Source organism: Rhizobium sp. BR 315, assembly GCF_050577975.1.
Classification (GTDB): Bacteria; Pseudomonadota; Alphaproteobacteria; order Rhizobiales; family Rhizobiaceae; genus Rhizobium; species Rhizobium miluonense.
This window is the reverse complement of sequence record NZ_JARWKZ010000026.1, coordinates 42274-58516: the sequence shown is the minus strand read 5'-3', so window position 1 is coordinate 58516 and position 16243 is coordinate 42274. Positions and strand designations below refer to the sequence as shown.

Annotated in this window: 16 protein-coding genes; 7 read left to right on the top strand and 9 right to left on the bottom strand. The window is 62.0% G+C overall.

Annotated elements, in window-relative coordinates; genetic code table 11:
* Positions 1 to 233: 233 nt before the first annotated feature.
* Complete coding sequence (locus QD409_RS22330; protein ID WP_092847041.1) at positions 234 to 2012, top strand: acyl-CoA dehydrogenase; 1779 nt, start codon at positions 234 to 236, stop codon at positions 2010 to 2012.
* A gap of 9 nt (positions 2013 to 2021) precedes the next feature.
* Complete coding sequence (locus QD409_RS22325) at positions 2022 to 2774, top strand: crotonase/enoyl-CoA hydratase family protein (protein ID WP_092847043.1); 753 nt, start codon at positions 2022 to 2024, stop codon at positions 2772 to 2774.
* Between the two features lie 4 nt (positions 2775 to 2778).
* Here QD409_RS22325 and QD409_RS22320 read toward each other — a convergent pair whose 3' ends face one another.
* Together QD409_RS22320 and QD409_RS22315 are read right to left on the bottom strand one after the other, a co-directional pair.
* A complete protein-coding gene (locus QD409_RS22320) occupies positions 2779 to 4029 on the bottom strand; it encodes a class I SAM-dependent RNA methyltransferase (RefSeq protein ID WP_092847045.1) in 1251 nt (416 codons plus the stop codon).
* Positions 4026 to 4766 carry a TlyA family RNA methyltransferase gene (locus QD409_RS22315; protein ID WP_092847047.1) on the bottom strand — a complete coding sequence of 247 codons (741 nt, stop codon included), beginning with the start codon at positions 4764 to 4766 and terminating at the stop codon, positions 4026 to 4028. The genes QD409_RS22320 and QD409_RS22315 overlap by 4 nt, the downstream gene beginning before the upstream one ends.
* Positions 4767 to 4878: 112 nt before the next feature.
* Here QD409_RS22315 and QD409_RS22310 point away from each other — a divergent pair, with 112 nt between their 5' ends.
* From QD409_RS22310 to QD409_RS22295, 4 genes are all read left to right on the top strand, one after another.
* On the top strand, positions 4879 to 5886 hold the full coding sequence (locus tag QD409_RS22310; RefSeq protein ID WP_092847049.1) for a DUF4424 domain-containing protein: 1008 nt from the start codon (positions 4879 to 4881) through the stop codon (positions 5884 to 5886).
* 227 nt (positions 5887 to 6113) lie between these two features.
* Positions 6114 to 8060, top strand: a complete 1947-nt coding sequence (locus QD409_RS22305) for a methyl-accepting chemotaxis protein (protein ID WP_092847051.1) — start codon at positions 6114 to 6116, stop codon at positions 8058 to 8060.
* A gap of 63 nt (positions 8061 to 8123) precedes the next feature.
* A complete protein-coding gene (locus QD409_RS22300; protein ID WP_092847053.1) occupies positions 8124 to 8327 on the top strand; it encodes a hypothetical protein in 204 nt (67 codons plus the stop codon).
* A gap of 82 nt (positions 8328 to 8409) precedes the next feature.
* The gene (locus tag QD409_RS22295; protein ID WP_092847055.1) at positions 8410 to 9438 is read left to right on the top strand and encodes a sensor domain-containing diguanylate cyclase; all 1029 of its coding nucleotides are present in this window, start codon (positions 8410 to 8412) and stop codon (positions 9436 to 9438) included.
* Between the two features lie 46 nt (positions 9439 to 9484).
* On the opposite strand, the gene dxs is transcribed toward QD409_RS22295, so the two are convergent.
* From dxs to QD409_RS22275, 4 genes are all read right to left on the bottom strand, one after another.
* Positions 9485 to 11401: a 1-deoxy-D-xylulose-5-phosphate synthase gene (gene dxs, locus QD409_RS22290; RefSeq protein WP_092847057.1), complete on the bottom strand. Its 1917-nt coding sequence runs from the start codon at positions 11399 to 11401 to the stop codon at positions 9485 to 9487.
* Positions 11402 to 11526: 125 nt separating this feature from the next.
* Positions 11527 to 12450, bottom strand: a complete 924-nt coding sequence (locus QD409_RS22285; RefSeq protein ID WP_092847059.1) for a pirin family protein — start codon at positions 12448 to 12450, stop codon at positions 11527 to 11529.
* A gap of 70 nt (positions 12451 to 12520) precedes the next feature.
* The gene (locus QD409_RS22280) at positions 12521 to 12772 is read right to left on the bottom strand and encodes an exodeoxyribonuclease VII small subunit (protein WP_034488124.1); all 252 of its coding nucleotides are present in this window, start codon (positions 12770 to 12772) and stop codon (positions 12521 to 12523) included.
* A 2-nt stretch (positions 12773 to 12774) separates the two neighbouring features.
* On the bottom strand, positions 12775 to 13716 hold the full coding sequence (locus QD409_RS22275) for a histone deacetylase family protein (protein ID WP_092847061.1): 942 nt from the start codon (positions 13714 to 13716) through the stop codon (positions 12775 to 12777).
* A 168-nt stretch (positions 13717 to 13884) separates the two neighbouring features.
* Here QD409_RS22275 and QD409_RS22270 point away from each other — a divergent pair, with 168 nt between their 5' ends.
* Positions 13885 to 14286 (top strand): acyl-CoA thioesterase, encoded by a 402-nt coding sequence (locus QD409_RS22270; RefSeq protein ID WP_092847063.1) that lies wholly within the window; start codon positions 13885 to 13887, stop codon positions 14284 to 14286.
* A 7-nt stretch (positions 14287 to 14293) separates the two neighbouring features.
* Here QD409_RS22270 and QD409_RS22265 read toward each other — a convergent pair whose 3' ends face one another.
* From QD409_RS22265 to QD409_RS22255, 3 genes are read right to left on the bottom strand one after another with little or no spacing between them, the layout of a single operon-like run.
* Positions 14294 to 14851, bottom strand: a complete 558-nt coding sequence (locus QD409_RS22265) for a biotin transporter BioY (protein WP_092847065.1) — start codon at positions 14849 to 14851, stop codon at positions 14294 to 14296.
* Between the two features lie 28 nt (positions 14852 to 14879).
* Positions 14880 to 15482: an energy-coupling factor transporter transmembrane component T family protein gene (locus tag QD409_RS22260; RefSeq protein ID WP_092847067.1), complete on the bottom strand. Its 603-nt coding sequence runs from the start codon at positions 15480 to 15482 to the stop codon at positions 14880 to 14882.
* Entirely contained in the window at positions 15482 to 16159 is a 678-nt protein-coding gene (locus QD409_RS22255) for an energy-coupling factor ABC transporter ATP-binding protein (RefSeq protein ID WP_092847069.1), read from the bottom strand. The genes QD409_RS22260 and QD409_RS22255 overlap by 1 nt, the downstream gene beginning before the upstream one ends.
* Positions 16160 to 16243 lie beyond the last annotated feature (84 nt).

Genomic DNA, 16243 nt, shown 5'->3' with positions numbered 1-16243 from the left:
TGTTTATGCAAGTCCGCCTTCTCATGGAATAATTGCATGTCCCGGCATCAATTTCGCACGCGTAAAGCGCGCGCAAGACGTACGCGCCGCTCCCGTTCGCGACAGGGTGGAAATCGTCGCGAATGGCATCCCGTCAAAATTGACGTTTACGTAAAAATAAACTAGCTATACTGCACATCGGCGACGACCCGGGTGAGGCGGGTCGCCGGCAGCACCAATGCGGAGGAAGCAGCATGTACAAGGCACCCGTCGAAGAAATCGCATTCACGCTGAAGCATGTCGCGGGCATGGAGCGCGCGATGGAGGAGGGCATTCTCGGCGATCTCAGCGCCGATGTCGTCGATGCCATCCTATCGGAAGCGGGGCGATTTGCCGGCGAGGAGGTTGAGCCGCTCGCCGGCAATGGCGACAGGCAGGGCGCAAGGCTGGTCGACGGCAAGGTGGTGCTGCCCGATGGCTGGGAGAAGCTCTACCGCGATTGGATTGCCGGCGGCTGGAACGGGCTGACGGCGCCGGAAGAGTATGGCGGGCAGGGCCTGCCGCACATGCTGAATATCGCGACGCTGGAAATGTGGAATTCCGCCTCGATGGCGTTCGGCCTTGCGCCGACGCTGACCATGGGGGCGTCCGAGGCGCTGCGAGCCCATGGCAGCGATGATCTCAAGAGGAAATATCTGGCGAAGCTCGTATCGGGCGAGTGGACCGGAACCATGAACCTGACGGAGCCTCATGCCGGCTCCGATGTCGGGGCTCTGCGCTCGCGCGCCGAACGTCGTGATGACGGCACCTATCGCATCTTCGGCGAGAAGATCTTCATCACCTGGGGCGATCATGAGGCGACCGAGAATATCATTCATCTCGTCCTCGCCCGTCTACCGGATGCGCCTGCCGGCACGCGTGGCATTTCGCTCTTTCTCGTGCCGAAATTCCTCGTGAACGAGGATGGCTCGCTTGGCGCCCGCAACGATTATTTTGCCCATTCTCTGGAGCACAAGCTCGGCATTCACGGCTCGCCGACCTGCACGCTCATCTTTGGCGACGGCAAATATGGTGCAGAAAAGGGCGCCATCGGCTGGCTCGTCGGCGAAGAGAACAAAGGCCTCGCCTGCATGTTCACGATGATGAACAATGCCCGGCTAGCCGTCGGCATCCAGGGCGTGGCGATTGCGGAAGCAGCCACGCAGAAGGCCATCGCTTACGCCGGAGAGCGCACCCAGGGCCGCGCGCCGGGCACGACAGCATCGGGCATGAGCCCCATCATCGAGCATCCCGATGTCGCCCGCATGCTCTTGACGATGAAGTCGCTGACACAGGGTTCGCGCGCCATCTGCTACGCCTGCGCAGAGGCGATCGACATGTCTCATCGCGACCCGCAAAAGGCCGGCTTTTGGCAGGAGCGCGCAGCATTGCTGACGCCGATCGCCAAGTCCTTTTCCACCGATGCCGGCGTCGATGTCGCCTCGCTTGGCATTCAGGTCCATGGCGGCATGGGCTTCATCGAAGAAACCGGTGCGGCACGCCTGCTGCGTGACGCGCGCATCGCGCCGATTTACGAGGGCACTAACGGCATTCAGGCCATCGACCTGGTGACGCGCAAGCTGACGATCGCGAACGGCGATCATGTGCGTGGCTTTATCGCCGAACTGCGCGGGATCGCCGACGCCGTCGCCAAATCCAATCTTGCAGGTTTCGGCGAGACGGCGCCGCGGCTGCTGGCAGCCATCGCCGATCTGGAAAAGACAAGCGAATGGCTCCTGTCGAGGCAGGCGGAGGGCTCAGTCACCGAAGCCCTGGCCGGCGCTACACCTTACCAGCGGCTCTTCGGCCTCGTGCTGACCGGAAGCTATCTGGCCAAGGGCGCCCTTGCGGATGCGGGGGATGGCGAAGGGGCGAAACGTGTCGCGCTCTGCCGTTTTGCAGCCGAGAATCTTCTGGCTGAGACTGCAGCTCTTTCCGACCGTGTCGTTGCCGGAGCCGGCAGCCTTGAAGCCGCCCGCATCGCGTTTGCTTAGGGAACCAGCATGACCGACCATATCCTCATTGAACGCCCCGAAAACGCCCCGCATATCCAGATTATCCGGTTCAATCGTCCGGAAAAAAAGAATGCGATCACGCGGGCCATGTATCAGACGATGACCGATGCGCTGAAGGCGGCGGAAGATACAGCTGATATCCGCGTCAACGTCTTCCTCGGCACCGAGGGCTGCTTCTCCGCCGGCAACGATATGGCTGATTTCCTGGCCTTCGCCATGGGCGGCAGCATGGGCCGGGAGGTGATCGATTTTCTGATCGCGCTGGCGAGCGCGCGAAAGCCCGTCATCTCCGGCGTTGACGGCCTGGCGATCGGCATCGGCACTACGATCCATCTGCATTGCGATCTGACGGTTGCCTCCGATCGCAGCCTGTTCAAAACGCCTTTCGTCGACCTTGCTCTCGTTCCCGAGGCCGCATCGAGCCTGATCGCGCCGCAGGTGATGGGGCATCAGCGGGCTTTCGCCCTGCTTGCCCTCGGCGAAGGCTTTTCCGCTGCCGAAGCAAAGGATGCCGGCCTGATCTGGAAGGTGACCGCGCCGGACGCGGTGGAGACCGAAACGCTGTCTTTAGCAGCCAAGATCGCCGCCAAGCCGCCCGAAGCCTTGCGGATTGCGCGCGACCTGATGCGCGGCCCGCCGGACGCGGTCCTCGACCGCATTCACAAAGAAGCCGAGCATTTCGCCGCCCAGCTGAAGAGTGCCGAAGCCCGCGCGGCTTTCGAGGCGTTCATGAAGCGCTGAAGGCTTATTTCTCCAGCGCCGCAACCACCTCGACATGCGAGGTCCACAGGAACTGGTCGATCGGTGTCACCCGGGTGATGCGGTAGCCGCCTTCGACCAGCAATGCGAGATCGCGGGCGAAGGTCAGCGGATTGCAGGAGACGGCGACGATCTTCTTGACCTGCGACCGGGCCAGTTCCTTGCACTGGAATTCGGCCCCTGCACGAGGCGGGTCGAAGACGACGGCGTCGTAGACCTTCAGTTCCTGTGTCATTAGCGGTCGGCGGAAGAGATCGCGACGCTCGACCGTGACGGGCTTCAGCCCCGGTGTATTGCGCGCGGCATGGTCGAGCACTGCGAGCGGCTTGTCTTCGCCTTCCACCGCATGCACGCGCCCGATCCGCGCCAGACGAAGCGAAAAGGTGCCGCTGCCGGCGAAAAGATCGGCGATGCGCTTCGCCTTGCCGACATGGGCCGTCACCAGCTCGGCCATGGCGTCCTCGGCCTGCTTGGTCGCTTGCGTGAAGGCGCCCGGCGGCGGCGAGACCTGCACGCCGCCGAAATCGATGATCGGCTTTGCCGGCTCCACCAGGATTTCTCCGTTCAGCGAAAGGCGCGCAATGCCGCGAAGCGACAGCACGGTTTCGATCGTGCTGCGGCGCTGCTTATCAGAGAGCGACTTGATGCCGTCGACGGCGAGATCGAGGCCGGTCTGCGTCTCCAGCACGGAAATGCGGAAGGCCTCAGCATTGATGGCCATCGCCGCGGCGATCGTCCTGATTGCCGGCAAGCGGGCCATGATGCCGGCTGCGGCAATGGGACATTCCTCAATGGCGACGATGTGATGGCTTTCGGCCTGGTTGAAGCCGATGAGCATGTCCTTTTCGGTTTTCCGTGCGGCGAGGACCACCTTGCGTCGCTCGCCGGGATGGGCGGCAACGATATCGTCCACCTCGGGCGTCAGACCCTTCGAGCGCAGCGCATCGATGACGAGCTGGCGCTTGAAACCCCTATAGGGCGCGTCCGTATAGTGCTGCAGGGTGCAGCCGCCGCAGGCGCCATTGACGCCGTGCGGGCCGAAGTGCCGACAGTGTGGCTCCTGGCGCTCCGGCGAGGCCGTCGTGATCGACATCAGCGTGCCCTGGCTTTTCACCCGCGCGATGGCGACGTTTTCGCCCGGCAGCGTGAAGGGCACGTAGATCGGGCCATCAGCGCCCTGCGCGATGCCGTCGCCCTGGGCGCCGAGCTTCTGGATGGTGACATTTTCAGTGCTCATGGCTTGATCCCTGCGAGAAGAAATTCATGGTTGCCGTCGCCGCCTGTTATCGGCGAGGCAATGAGGCCGAGGCTCCGCCAACCCATATCCTCGGCAAACCAGCGCTCGAGTTCGGCGGCGACTGTCGGAGCGGAGGAGGGGTCCTTCAGCAGGCCGTTCTTGCCGATCGCATCGCGGCCTGCCTCGAATTGCGGCTTCACCAGCAGCGCTGCACGCGCACCCGGCTCGGCAAGAGCGAGCGCCGGTGCTAGCGCCAGCTTCAGCGAGATGAAGGAGACGTCGGAAACGATGAAGGAAATGGGCCTGCCGATGTCCTCGGCTGTCAGGTTGCGGGCGTTCAGCCCCTCGATATTGGTCACACGTGGATCGGCCGAGATGCGCGGATGCATCTGGCCGTGGCCGACGTCGATGGAGGTGACATGGGCTGCGCCGCGTTGCAGCAGCACTTCGGTGAAGCCCCCGGTCGATGCGCCGACATCGAGGCATTGCTGCCCTTGCGGATCAAGGCCGAAATGGTCGAGGGCGGCTACCAGTTTCAACGCCGCGCGCGAGACATAATCCTGGGCGGGATCGTCGATGCCGATCTGCGCCTCTTCGGTAAACAGCGCCCCCGGTTTGGTCACGACTTTGCCGTCGACGGTCACGGTGCCGCGTTGAATGGCATCGCGCGCACGGGATCGGCTGGCGAAGAGCGAAAGGGAGACGAGAAGCTGGTCGAGGCGTTGCGGTTCGGACATAGGCAGTCCATGCCGGGCAATGCAGTGCGTTGCAAGCCTTTTGTGCTGATGCCGGCGTTGACGGCGGATTGCAGCTGGCCATAATCGAACAAATCTGCGGTTGGGGAACACCATGCGAAAAATCGGTGGCTATACGGCGCTATTGGCGATGTTCGCCGCGCCCGCCTTGGCGAATGACACGATGGCCGAGCTGCGGACGGGCGGCCTCGCCTATGTCCGCTCCGGCGATATCAGCATGGCCCAGGAAAAGCTGTTCATTTCGCCCGCCGAAGTGCGCGTCGATTATGTGTTCGAAAATACCTCCGACAAAGAGGTCGAGAGCCTCGTCGCTTTCCCGATGCCGGATATCAAGGGTGATGTCGACAGCACGGTCGATGCCGGAGATGTCGAGGCCGACAACTTCCTCGGCTTCACCGTGACGCAGGACGGAAAGGCCATAACCCCGACCCTTCAGCAGCGGGTTACGGTCGCCGGGGTCGACATGACGGATGAGCTGAAGGCGCATGGCGTGCCGTTGTTGCCGCTGAGCGGTGCGGCAACGGATGCCGCCGCCAAGCTGCCCGCGGATGTGCTGGAAGACTGGACGGCTCGCGGACTGATCGCAGATGACGAATACGACAATGACGGCCAGGGCATGAAGCATCATCCGACGCCGATGTGGACGCTGCACACGACCTATTGGTGGCGCACCAAGTTTCCGGCCAAGGCCAAAATCGCTGTCCAGCATCGCTACAAGCCGAGCGTCGGCGGCACCGTGGCCATCACCTTTGCCGGTGAGGAGGAGTATCAAACGCAGCAGCTGCAGGCCTATCGCGGTAAATATTGCCTCGACGAGGCTTTCCTGAAGACCGCGACCAAGCTTGCCGCCGCAGCAGACAAGGGCGGACGCACCTATACCGAGAGCTGGATCTCCTACGTGCTGACGACGGGCGCCAATTGGTCCGGCCCCATCAAGCATTTCGAGCTGACCGTCGATAAGGGCAGCCCGGATAACTACATCAGCTTCTGCGGCAAGGACGTGAAGAAGACCGGTCCGACCAGTTTCCAGATGACGGCGCAGGATTTCTATCCCGACCGGGATCTCGACATCCTTATTCTCACCGCGACGCCTGTGAATTAGGCCCGTTTAAAACCGGTTGCGCAAAATTAAATAATTTTAAAGCGGTAGCCACTACTGATGCGCAGGATTGCGATGATCTGTTTCGAGGTCGTCGCCTGCCATGAAGGCTTCGCGCTTCTGCGCCCCAATCATGCCTCTCCCTGAATTCTTCGGGCGTCCGGCTGTGTTTCCTCCCAATCGCGGCCTGTCGATGCTCGCCAGGACCGGCGCTCAGGAGGCGCTCACTCATGTTTGCACAAAAACTTTCGTTGAATGGCAAGCTTGCCATCACGTTTACCGTATTGATTGCCATTTTCGCCTGCGTTTCCGCATTCGTTTACGCCAAGGAAGAGGTCTCGGCCAAGGCTGCCTCTGAGCAGGCCGGTTCGCACCAGCTTGTCAACCTGATCGATGATTCCCTGCAGGCCATGCTGGAGCAAGCCGTCAATCTGCGCGGCTTCCTGCTGCTGCGCAGCGACAGCACCTATGGCGATATCTTCAACAATCGCGAGCGGATGCTGAAGAGCATCGCTGCGGCCAAGCAGGTCGCAGCCGGCTCTCCGGATCTGCTGCAGGCCATCGACAACATGCAGAAGGCTGCCGATCTCTATTTCCACCAGCTCGCAGAGCCGCAGGCCAAGGCCCGCAAGGAAACCGAGATGCCGCTCGACCAGATCGTCAAGATCGGTCAGAACGAAACCAAGGGCCAGCTCGATGGCTTCCGCGAAGCTGCCGCCAAGATCAAGCAGGCTGCCCGTACCAAGGCTGCTGAGCTGGCCGCGACGCAGGACGACGCCAATGGCGATCTGCGCCTGACCCTCATTCTGGGCAGCATTCTCGCGTCGCTCGCCGCCGCCGTGCTTGCCTGGTTGCTGTCGCGCGTCATCGTGCGCCCCATCGTCGGCATGACGGCGGCAATGGGCCGCCTGGCGAATGGCGATCATGATGTAGAAGTCCCGGCTGTCGGTCGTGGTGATGAAGTCGGCCGCATGGCCGACGCTGTCCTCGTCTTCAAGCAGGCCGGCATCGAGAAGCTGCGCCTTGCCGGCGAGACCGATCGCATGCGCGACGATGCGGAGCGTCAGCGCCAGATGAGCGATGAGCAGAAGGCGCGCGAAGACGGTGAAATCCGCTTCGCCATGGAAACGCTTGCAGGCGGGCTTTCCACACTCGCCGGCGGCAATGTTGCGGCGCGCCTGGAACGGGCCTTCGCGCCGCAGTTCGACAGCGTTCGCGCCGACTTCAACAATGCCGTCGAAAAGCTGGAAGCGGCGCTGCAGTCGGTTGGTCACAATGCCGCCGCCATCAATGCCGGTGCCGACGAGATCCGCTCGGCTGCCGACGATCTGGCGCACCGCACCGAGCAGCAGGCTGCCGCGGTCGAAGAGACCGCCGCGGCGCTCGAGCAGGTAACGACCACCGTTCGCGACTCCGCCAAGCGGGCTGAGGATGTCGGCCATCTCGTCGAGCGCGCGCGCGTCGGCGCCGAAAAGTCCGGTGAAGTCGTGCGTAGGGCGGTCTTCGCCATGCAGCAGATCGAAAAGTCCTCGGGCGAGATCAGCAACATCATCAGCGTCATCGACGATATTGCTTTCCAGACCAATCTTCTGGCACTGAATGCTGGCGTTGAAGCCGCCCGCGCCGGAGATGCCGGCAAGGGCTTTGCCGTCGTTGCTCAGGAGGTGCGCGAGCTTGCCCAGCGTTCCGCCAATGCGGCCAAGGAAATCAAATCCCTGATCAATACGTCGAGCGATCAGGTCAACACCGGTGTCTCTCTGGTTGGTGAAACCGGCAAGGCTCTGGAAATGATCGTATCCGAAGTGCAGGAGATCAACCGGCACGTCGGCGCGATCGTCACCGCCACCCGCGAGCAGTCGACCGGCCTGCAGGAGATCAATACCGCCGTCAACAACATGGACCAGGGCACGCAGAAGAATGCGGCCATGGTCGAGGAGCAGACGGCCGCAAGCCATGCGCTTGCCCGCGAAGCTGCAGCTCTCAACGAGCTGCTTCGGCAATTCCGTTTGAGCAACGCCGTGCAGGCTGCACCCGCCCGGCCAGCGATTGCAACGGCGCGGTCGAAGCCGGCCGCATCGCCGGCCCGGGTTCTGGGTCGCACCGTCGCCAAGGCTTTCGGCGGTAAGGCGACGGCTGCTGCTGCCGTTGCCGCTCAGGACGATTGGGAAGAGTTCTGATCACCCTGTGACCGCTGCTCTGTAGACGATGTCTGGCAGAGCGGCTCGCGACGAATCACCTCCATGAACGTCATCGGCCCGTCGCTTTGCGGCGGGCCGTTCCGTTTTTCACAGGCTTTGCGAAAATATCATTCGCCGACGCCTGCGTTATTTTGGAGCAGCCTTGTCTTTGTCGTCAGCGCTCTTTTCCTTGGGAAGCACGCTGTTCGGGCCTATACGCTCGTGTTCGGCAATTTGACGGATCATCCTTTGGTCAAGATTTATTAAATATTTGATCGGTGGCAGGGTTGCTCTGAGCGGCGAACCGCCATTTTTATAAATCGTAGGATGATCGCCGAGGGAGGTTCGAATGGGACAGCTCGTCCGAGTTCCGGCCAACGAAACACAGAGACTTTTGGCCGTACGCTCCCTGAATGCGGTACACAGCAGTCCGACGCCGGAGCTTGCGACCCTCGCGGAGTTGGCGAGAGGCGTGTTTGAAACGCCCTATGCGGCCATCAACATCATCGATGAGGATTGGCAGCGTATCGCCGGGCAGGCAGGGCTGAAGATCGCTGAATGCTCGCGTGATATGTCGATCTGCACGCGAGTGGTTTTCGATGATGAGCTGCTTGTTATTCCCGATCTTGTCGAGGATTCGGAACTGAAGGCCGCCCCCTTCGTTCTCGAAGACCCGTATTTCCGCTTCTATGCAGGCGCACCGGTCAGATTGGAGAATGGCTTGCCCGTCGGCGCCTTCTGCATTCTCGATCAGGCGCCGAGACGCTTCAAGGAGAGCGAGCAGCAGAGCCTCATGCGGTTTGCTCAGATCGCGGGCGCGCTTCTGCGCCTTCAGAAGACCAATCTGTTGATGGGGATCGCCGAGAACGGCTTGCGTACCGCCGCCATGACCGATCCTCTGACCCGTTTCTTCAACCGGTCGGCGCTGGAGGGCATCGTCGATGGAGCCCTGAGCGCCGCCATCGCTGACGACCGGGGCTTCGGCGTGCTCTATCTGGACATGGATGGCTTCAAGGCGATCAACGACCGCTTCGGCCACAATGTCGGTGACGAGGTGCTATGCGAAGCTGCGGCCCGCATCCGCTCCGTCATTCGCATCGATGACATCGTCGTGCGCATGGGGGGCGACGAGTTTGCGATATTTGTTCCCGACCTGCCCGAAAGGCACACGCTTGTTTCCCTGTCCGAGCGCTTGCTCGCAGCCTTTCGGGCGCCATTCATCGTTGATGGCGGATCCATTTTCGCGCGGCTGAGCATCGGCGCCGCCGCTGCGCCGCAGGATGGGGCAACGCGTATATCGCTGCTGAGGAATGTCGATGCCGCGCTCTACAAGGCAAAAGCCGCCGGCCGCGATCGCGTCGCGGTCTTCGGTGCCTGATACTTAAGGCGAGGCCGGGTCGGGATAGAATTGCCGACGGGTTAAACTAGCCGACCACTTCGGCGATCCGGCCATGGCCGAGCGCTCTGAACACGGTCTGGACGATGCCGGCGCGGTCGAGGCCGGCCATTGCGTTCATCGCCTCGGGCTTCGCCTGTTCCATCCAGATATCGGGCATGACGAGCGAGCGGATCTTCAGGCCGTTGTCGAGCAGGCCTTCGCGGGCGAGGAACTGCATGACCTGGCTGCCGAAGCCGCCGACCGAGCCTTCCTCGATGGTGATCAGCATCTCGTGGTGAGCGGCAAGCTGGCGGATGAGGTCGTGGTCGAGCGGCTTGGCGAAACGCGCGTCGGCAACCGTCGTCGACAGGCCGGCGGCATCGAGATCTTCCGCTGCGGCGAGGCTATCTGCCAGGCGTGTGCCGAAGGACAGCAGCGCGACTTTCGAACCCTGCTTGACCACGCGGCCCTTGCCGATTTCCAGGATCTGGCCGCGCTCCGGCAGCTCGATGCCCACACCTTCGCCGCGCGGATAGCGGAAGGAGATCGGGCCGAGATCATAAGCGGCGGCGGTGCGCACCATGTGTTTGAGTTCCGCCTCGTCGGCGGCAGCCATGACGACGAAGCCGGGCAGTGTGGCGAGGAAGGCCGTGTCGAAGGAGCCCGCATGGGTCGGGCCGTCGGCGCCGACGAAACCTGCGCGATCGATCGGGAAGCGGACCGGCAGGCCCTGGATCGCCACGTCATGCACCACCTGGTCATAGGCGCGCTGCAGGAAGGTGGAATAGAGGGCGGCAAAGGGCTTGTAGCCTTCGGCGGCGAGGCCGGCTGCGAAGGTCACGGCATGCTGTTCGGCAATACCGACGTCGAAACAGCGCTTGGGGAAGAATTCCTGCAGCTTGTCGAGGCCGGTGCCGTTCGGCATGGCGGCGGTAATGCCGACGATCTTCTCGTCCAGTGCCGCTTCCTGCACCAGAGCATCGGCGAAGACACTCGTATAGCTCGGCGCGTTCGGCTTTACCTTGGTCTGCGTGCCGGTGATGACGTCGAACTTGTTGACACCGTGATACTTGTCGGCAGCCGCCTCAGCCGGCGGATAGCCTTTGCCCTTCTGCGTCACGACATGGATCAGCACAGGCCCTTGCGCATTGTCGCGGACATTGCGCAGCACGGGCAGCAGGTGCTCGAAGGAATGGCCGTCGATCGGGCCGATATGGTAGAAGCCCATCTCCTCGAACATGGTGCCGCCGGTCACATAGCCCCGTGCGTGCTCTACCGCCCGGGTGATGGCGCGGTCGACCTTCTTGCCGAGATAGGCGGTAAGTTTCTTGCCGAAATCGCGGAAACCCATATAGGTGCGGCCGGAGGCGAGGCGGGCGAGATAGGCGCTCATTGCCCCCGTCGGCGGGGCGATCGACATGTCGTTGTCGTTGAGGATGACGATCAGCCGCGCATCGAGCGCGCCAGCATTGTTCAAGGCTTCGTAGGCCATGCCGGCCGACATGGCGCCATCGCCGATGACGGCGATGACGCGTCGGTCGGTTTGATCAAGCTCGGCGGCAACCGCCATGCCGAGGCCGGCGGAGATCGATGTCGACGAATGTGCAGCACCAAAGGGGTCGTATTCGCTTTCGGCCCGGCGCGTAAAGCCGGAAAGGCCACCTTCCTGACGCAGCGTGCGAATGCGATCGCGCCGCCCGGTCAGGATCTTGTGCGGATAACACTGATGCCCGACATCGAAGATCAGGCGATCGTTCGGCGTATTGAAGACGTTGTGGATAGCGATGGTCAGCTCGACGACGCCAAGTCCGGCACCGAGATGTCCGCCCGTGCGCGATACCGCATCGATCATCTCGTCACGGACTTCGCGGGCGAGCTGCGGCAACTCACGGTCCTCCAGCTTTCGCAGGTCGGAAGGATAGCGGACCCGATCGAGCAGGGGCGTCTGTGGCATTTGTGTCAAGGCTGAAGCCTCTTTCTTGCTATTCTTGGGCGGTGGGCCGCCTTTATGTCAAAACAAATTGCGACAAAAGACGCCAAATTCAAGGTGTTCCCGAACAAGAAACATGTAGGGTTGTTATGAACCTGTTAGCCTTCCGGCAGGGGGATGAACTCTTCTTCGTCACCCGGTACGATGTCGAAGCGGCCTGTGCGCCATTCTTCCTTGGCTTTCTCGATGCGCTCCTTGGAAGATGACACGAAATTCCACCAGATATAGCGCTTCGAATTGAGCGCCGCACCTCCAAAAAGCATGAGATGACAGCCTTTTTCCGCAGCTTCGAGGGTGATGGCATCGCCGGGGCGGAAAACGAGGAGCTGATCCTGTTCGAAACGGTCGCCGGCGACGACGAGCGAGCCGGAAAGGATATAGACGGCACGCTCCTCATGCGCCGCTCCGAAAGGAAACTTCCCGCCCGGCTGCAGCTGTAGATCGACATAGAGCGTGTCGGAAAAGGACTTTACCGGCGAGGTGAGGCCTTCGAAACTGCCGATCACCACCCGTCCCGTCACACCGCCATCGTCGATGACTGGCAGGTCGTCTTTTTCCGTGTGGGCAAAGGAGGGATCGATTTCTTCCCTGTCATCAGGAAGTGCCAGCCATGTCTGCAGGCCCGACATGGCAAACGGATGGTCACGCAGATTTTCGGGGGTGCGCTCGGAATGCACGATACCACGCCCGGCCGTCATCAGGTTGACGTCGCCGGGGCGGATCACCTTGGCCGTGCCGAGGCTGTCGAGATGGCGAATCTCGCCGTCGAACAGATAGGTGACCGTGGAAAGGCCGATATGCGGATGCGGGCGGACATCGAGCGCTTCGCCTGGCCGCAGGATCGCGGGACCCATGCGGTCGAAGAAGATGAACGGCCCCACCAGCCGCCGCCGGCTGCTCGGAAGCGCGCGCCGCACCGAAAAACCTCCAAGGTCGCTGGTACGCGGAATGATGAGGTTTTCGATCGCGTCGCAGGCGAAGGCATCACCGGCCTGAGGATCTTTGCCTGGGAAGAAGGACATATGGGCTCTCCTTTCGGTTGACGCTCAACCTACCGGGAATGTCAGGCAAACTCAAATTTTCTCGCTGCTCTCACGCACCGTCCAGCGGTTCCGTGCCCTGCGGCTTGCCGGCGCGGTCGAGCCTGATTTTCTCGATGCGGTTCTCGGCGGCCGACAGCAGCGCCTCGCAATGCTTCTTCAGCGCTTCGCCGCGCTCGTAGATGGTGATGGATTCATCCAGGGCCACGTCGCCGCGTTCCAGCCGCGCAACGATGCTCTCAAGCTCCGCCACGGCCTTCTCGAAGGAATAGCCTGAAACATCTACCTTGGCGCTCTCGCTCATCGTCAACCCTTCATCATGCGTAGAATATGCATCCCCGCCGACTCGGCGAGGCCTTCCAGATCATAGCCGCCTTCGAGCAGGCTGACGACCCGGTTGTTGGCGCTGCGGTCGGCGACCTCCAGAAGCCGCCCCGTCGCCCAGTCGAAATCCTCGCCGGTGAGGTTGAGCTGCGCCAGCGGATCGCGGTAGTGGGCGTCGAAGCCGGCGGAGATGATGATGATGTCCGGGCGGAAATCATCGAGCGCCGGCAGGATCCGCGATTTGAAGGCCTCACGGAAATGATCCCCTCCGGTGTTCGGCGAAAGCGGCGCATTGACAATGGTATTGTGCGCGCCGCGCTCGTCCTTCTTGCCCGTGCCCGGATAGAGCGGCATCTGATGGGTGGAGCAGAAGAGCACCGACGGGTCGTCCCAGAAAATGTCCTGCGTGCCGTTGCCGTGGTGCACGTCCCAGTCGACGATGGCGACGCGCTCGGCGCCATGGGCCTTTTGCGCATGGCGGGCGGCGATCGCGGCATTGTTGAAGAAGCAGAAGCCCATGGCCTTGGACTTCTCGGCGTGGTGGCCGGGCGGGCGGGCCGCGACGAAGACATTGTCGGCAGCGCCGGAAAACACGTCGTCCACCGCCGCCATGGCGCCGCCGACGCCGTGCAGGATCGCCTGCAGCGTCTTCGGGCTGGCATAGGTGTCTGCCTCGAGCTGGTTGATCTCGCCGTCGTCGCCTCTGTCCGGCATCGAGCGCAGGACGAATTCCAGGTGTTCTTCGGGATGTGCGAGCAGGATCGCATCCTCGGGAGCGGGCGGAGCCTTGCGCCGGTCCAGCCGCTCGAAGTTCGGATGCTCAAGCGCGATATTCAGCGACCGCAATCGGTCCGGCCGCTCCGGGTGGCCGGGCGGAACAATATGTTCTAGGAAGATCGGATGTTCGTAAAGACGTGTGCTCATGGGGCCAATCTATAGAGGAGGTGTGACGCCTATTACAGGACATGGACAATGTCACCACGATGTCAACAATCCATCTTAACCACTTTGGAAGGGCGCCCGTTTACTTATCGAGGCGCGGTGTTAAGCTTTCATTAAGGTCAGTATGGCGTCGACCAGGGTTGTTGCGTGATGATGAGTGTAGAGCGATCCGATGTCATCGAAGTCAGGGTGCCGCCGCGCGATGTCGACAGGCATGGCCACATGTTCATAGCATCCTATATCTCGCAGGCGGAGACGGCGCTTTCGAATTTTTGGCGCACGCGGCCTTTGGTCGATGACGAGCCGATCTATATCGCCAGGAAGGCGTCCTGTTCCCTGCACAGGCCCCTTCGCTACGATGATCTTGCTCGCTTTTCGATCAGCGTCAACAAGATTGGCGGAAAGTCGATCGGCTTCGTCGTTGCGGTCGAGGCCGGCAATGAACTCGCGGCAGAGGTAGAAATTCTCTGGCTCGCGGTTCGCGGCGACGAGCACGATCCCGCGCCGCTGCCGGAAGACACGCGCGATTGGCTCTACAAATATCTGGCCTGAACCCGGCCTAGCTTCGCTGCGGCAGCAGCGGGTAGCCGACCATGACCGCACGGCCGGCAAGGGCTGCGACAAAAGCCTTTATGAGGTCCCCCGGCACGAAAGCCAGGGAGCCGAAGAAAGCCTTGTTGAAGCCGATATTGATTGCCAGCCAGGCAATGCCGAAGGCATAGAGCACCACGACGCCGCCGGTCACGGCCGCGACAAAGAAGCTGATGCCCTGGTTGAGGCCGCTCTGCTCGGGCTTCACCAGCCGCTCCGAGAGATAACCGGTGGCGAAGGCTGCAAATATCCAGCCGACGAAGAAGCCGGCCGTCGGACCTGCAAAGACGGCAAGACCGCCGCGGCCGCCCGACAGCACCGGCAGGCCGATGATGACGAGCGCAACGACGATCAGCACTGCGATGGTGCCACGCTTCGCTCCGAGCACCACGCCCGTCAGCATGACGCCGAGGGACTGCGCGGTTATCGGTACGGGAATGATGCCGATCGGGATCGGCGGCAGCAGGCCAAGCGCCACGATGATGGCGGCAAAAAGTGCCGAGAGGACGAGATCGCGGGTGTTCATGGCGGCTCCTTCCGAAAAAGATCTATGTTCATTGCCGCCGAATGCCGCGCGCGTCAATCGCCGCCGCAATATTGTCCGCATCGCGCAGCGTCAGGATGATCAGCGGCGCAAGCGTGGTTGCCAGCCGTATCTCGATCCCCCGGGCCTGATGCGCTTCGCGGATCGCGCGGTAGCGGTCGAGAATTTCAGGCACGAAACGGATAACGAGGCCGATCGCAAGCCCGATATCGGCTGCTTTGAGCAGGCCCATCTTATCGAGCGGCATAGCAAGGGCGGTGATCTCGTCGATGAACCCAGCCATCGATGTCGTCGCGGTCACGGTGGCGGCAAACAGTGCGAGCGCCGTCAGGCGCAGCGCGGTGACGATTGCGATGTGAAGCGGGCCGAAAAGTGCTGCAAAGACAGCCAGCACGGTAATCGAGATCAGGATAGGACGCAATCGCTTCAGCGCATCCCCGAACGCCAAGCCGGTGCGAAAATAGAAGCCTGAGCCGATGAGATTTGCACAGGCAAGCACCGTGATGGATTGCGTCAGGAACAGCAAAACGCCAAGTGCCGCGAGTGCCAGCAGCTTCACGCGCGGCGAAAGCCGATGCATCCATGTATCCGCGTCGACATGCAGCGTTTGCATCAGCCTGCCAGCTCCTTGTAGAGAGCAATGGCTTCGGCGGCCGGAGCATCGGCCACCAGGCGGCCTTGGTCGAACAGCAGCACCCGATCGAAATCCTCGACCAGCGGCAGGTCATGGCTGATGACGATGACGGCCTCGGGCAGCCCTGCGATGGTCTTCTGCACCAATGCCCGGTTTTTGAGGTCGAGCTGGTTGGTTGGTTCGTCGAGGATCAGGATGTCGGGGCCGGTGACCAGCACCGAGCAGAGGGCAGCCATCTGCAATTCTCCGCCGGAAAGCTCGTGGGCGCGCCGTGCGCCGAGATGGCTGACGCCGAACCGGTCGAGAATGTTCTCGACGGCCGCCTCGATCTGTGTCTTGCCGTATCCGCGCGCCTTCAGCCCGAAGGCGATGTCGTCGCGCACGATGGGCAGGATGATCTGGTTCTGCGGCGACTGGAAGATATAGCCGACTTTTCCGAGCACTTCACTGGCGTCACCGACCGTGTCGAACCCATCGACCACGATGCGTCCGGTCGTCGGCTTGACGAGCCCGTTGATCAGCCGCGCAAAGGTGGTCTTGCCGGAACCGTTAAGGCCGATCACACCGATGCGGCGCTCCCGAAGCGCCAGGCTGAGCGGAAACAGCGCGGTGCGCGTGCCATAATCGACACCGGCATTGTCGAAGCGAATATCCAAGCGGCTTCCCCGTCCCATGATACTGGAGCGGTTCAGCGCTTCACGGAACCTCTGAACCGCTCTATCTCTTTATTTCAAGCAATT

Coding starts and splice junctions, on each gene's coding strand:
- QD409_RS22270 (WP_092847063.1), top strand. CDS start 13,885: ATGATGAGTGTAGAGCGATCCGATGTCATCGAAGTCAGGGTGCCGCCG.
- QD409_RS22325 (WP_092847043.1), top strand. CDS start 2,022: ATGACCGACCATATCCTCATTGAACGCCCCGAAAACGCCCCGCATATC.
- QD409_RS22305 (WP_092847051.1), top strand. CDS start 6,114: ATGTTTGCACAAAAACTTTCGTTGAATGGCAAGCTTGCCATCACGTTT.
- QD409_RS22295 (WP_092847055.1), top strand. CDS start 8,410: ATGGGACAGCTCGTCCGAGTTCCGGCCAACGAAACACAGAGACTTTTG.
- QD409_RS22260 (WP_092847067.1), bottom strand. CDS start 15,482: ATGCAAACGCTGCATGTCGACGCGGATACATGGATGCATCGGCTTTCG.
- QD409_RS22315 (WP_092847047.1), bottom strand. CDS start 4,766: ATGTCCGAACCGCAACGCCTCGACCAGCTTCTCGTCTCCCTTTCGCTC.
- QD409_RS22330 (WP_092847041.1), top strand. CDS start 234: ATGTACAAGGCACCCGTCGAAGAAATCGCATTCACGCTGAAGCATGTC.
- QD409_RS22300 (WP_092847053.1), top strand. CDS start 8,124: ATGAACGTCATCGGCCCGTCGCTTTGCGGCGGGCCGTTCCGTTTTTCA.
- QD409_RS22285 (WP_092847059.1), bottom strand. CDS start 12,450: ATGTCCTTCTTCCCAGGCAAAGATCCTCAGGCCGGTGATGCCTTCGCC.
- QD409_RS22320 (WP_092847045.1), bottom strand. CDS start 4,029: ATGAGCACTGAAAATGTCACCATCCAGAAGCTCGGCGCCCAGGGCGAC.
- QD409_RS22280 (WP_034488124.1), bottom strand. CDS start 12,772: ATGAGCGAGAGCGCCAAGGTAGATGTTTCAGGCTATTCCTTCGAGAAG.
- QD409_RS22275 (WP_092847061.1), bottom strand. CDS start 13,716: ATGAGCACACGTCTTTACGAACATCCGATCTTCCTAGAACATATTGTT.
- QD409_RS22310 (WP_092847049.1), top strand. CDS start 4,879: ATGCGAAAAATCGGTGGCTATACGGCGCTATTGGCGATGTTCGCCGCG.
- QD409_RS22265 (WP_092847065.1), bottom strand. CDS start 14,851: ATGAACACCCGCGATCTCGTCCTCTCGGCACTTTTTGCCGCCATCATC.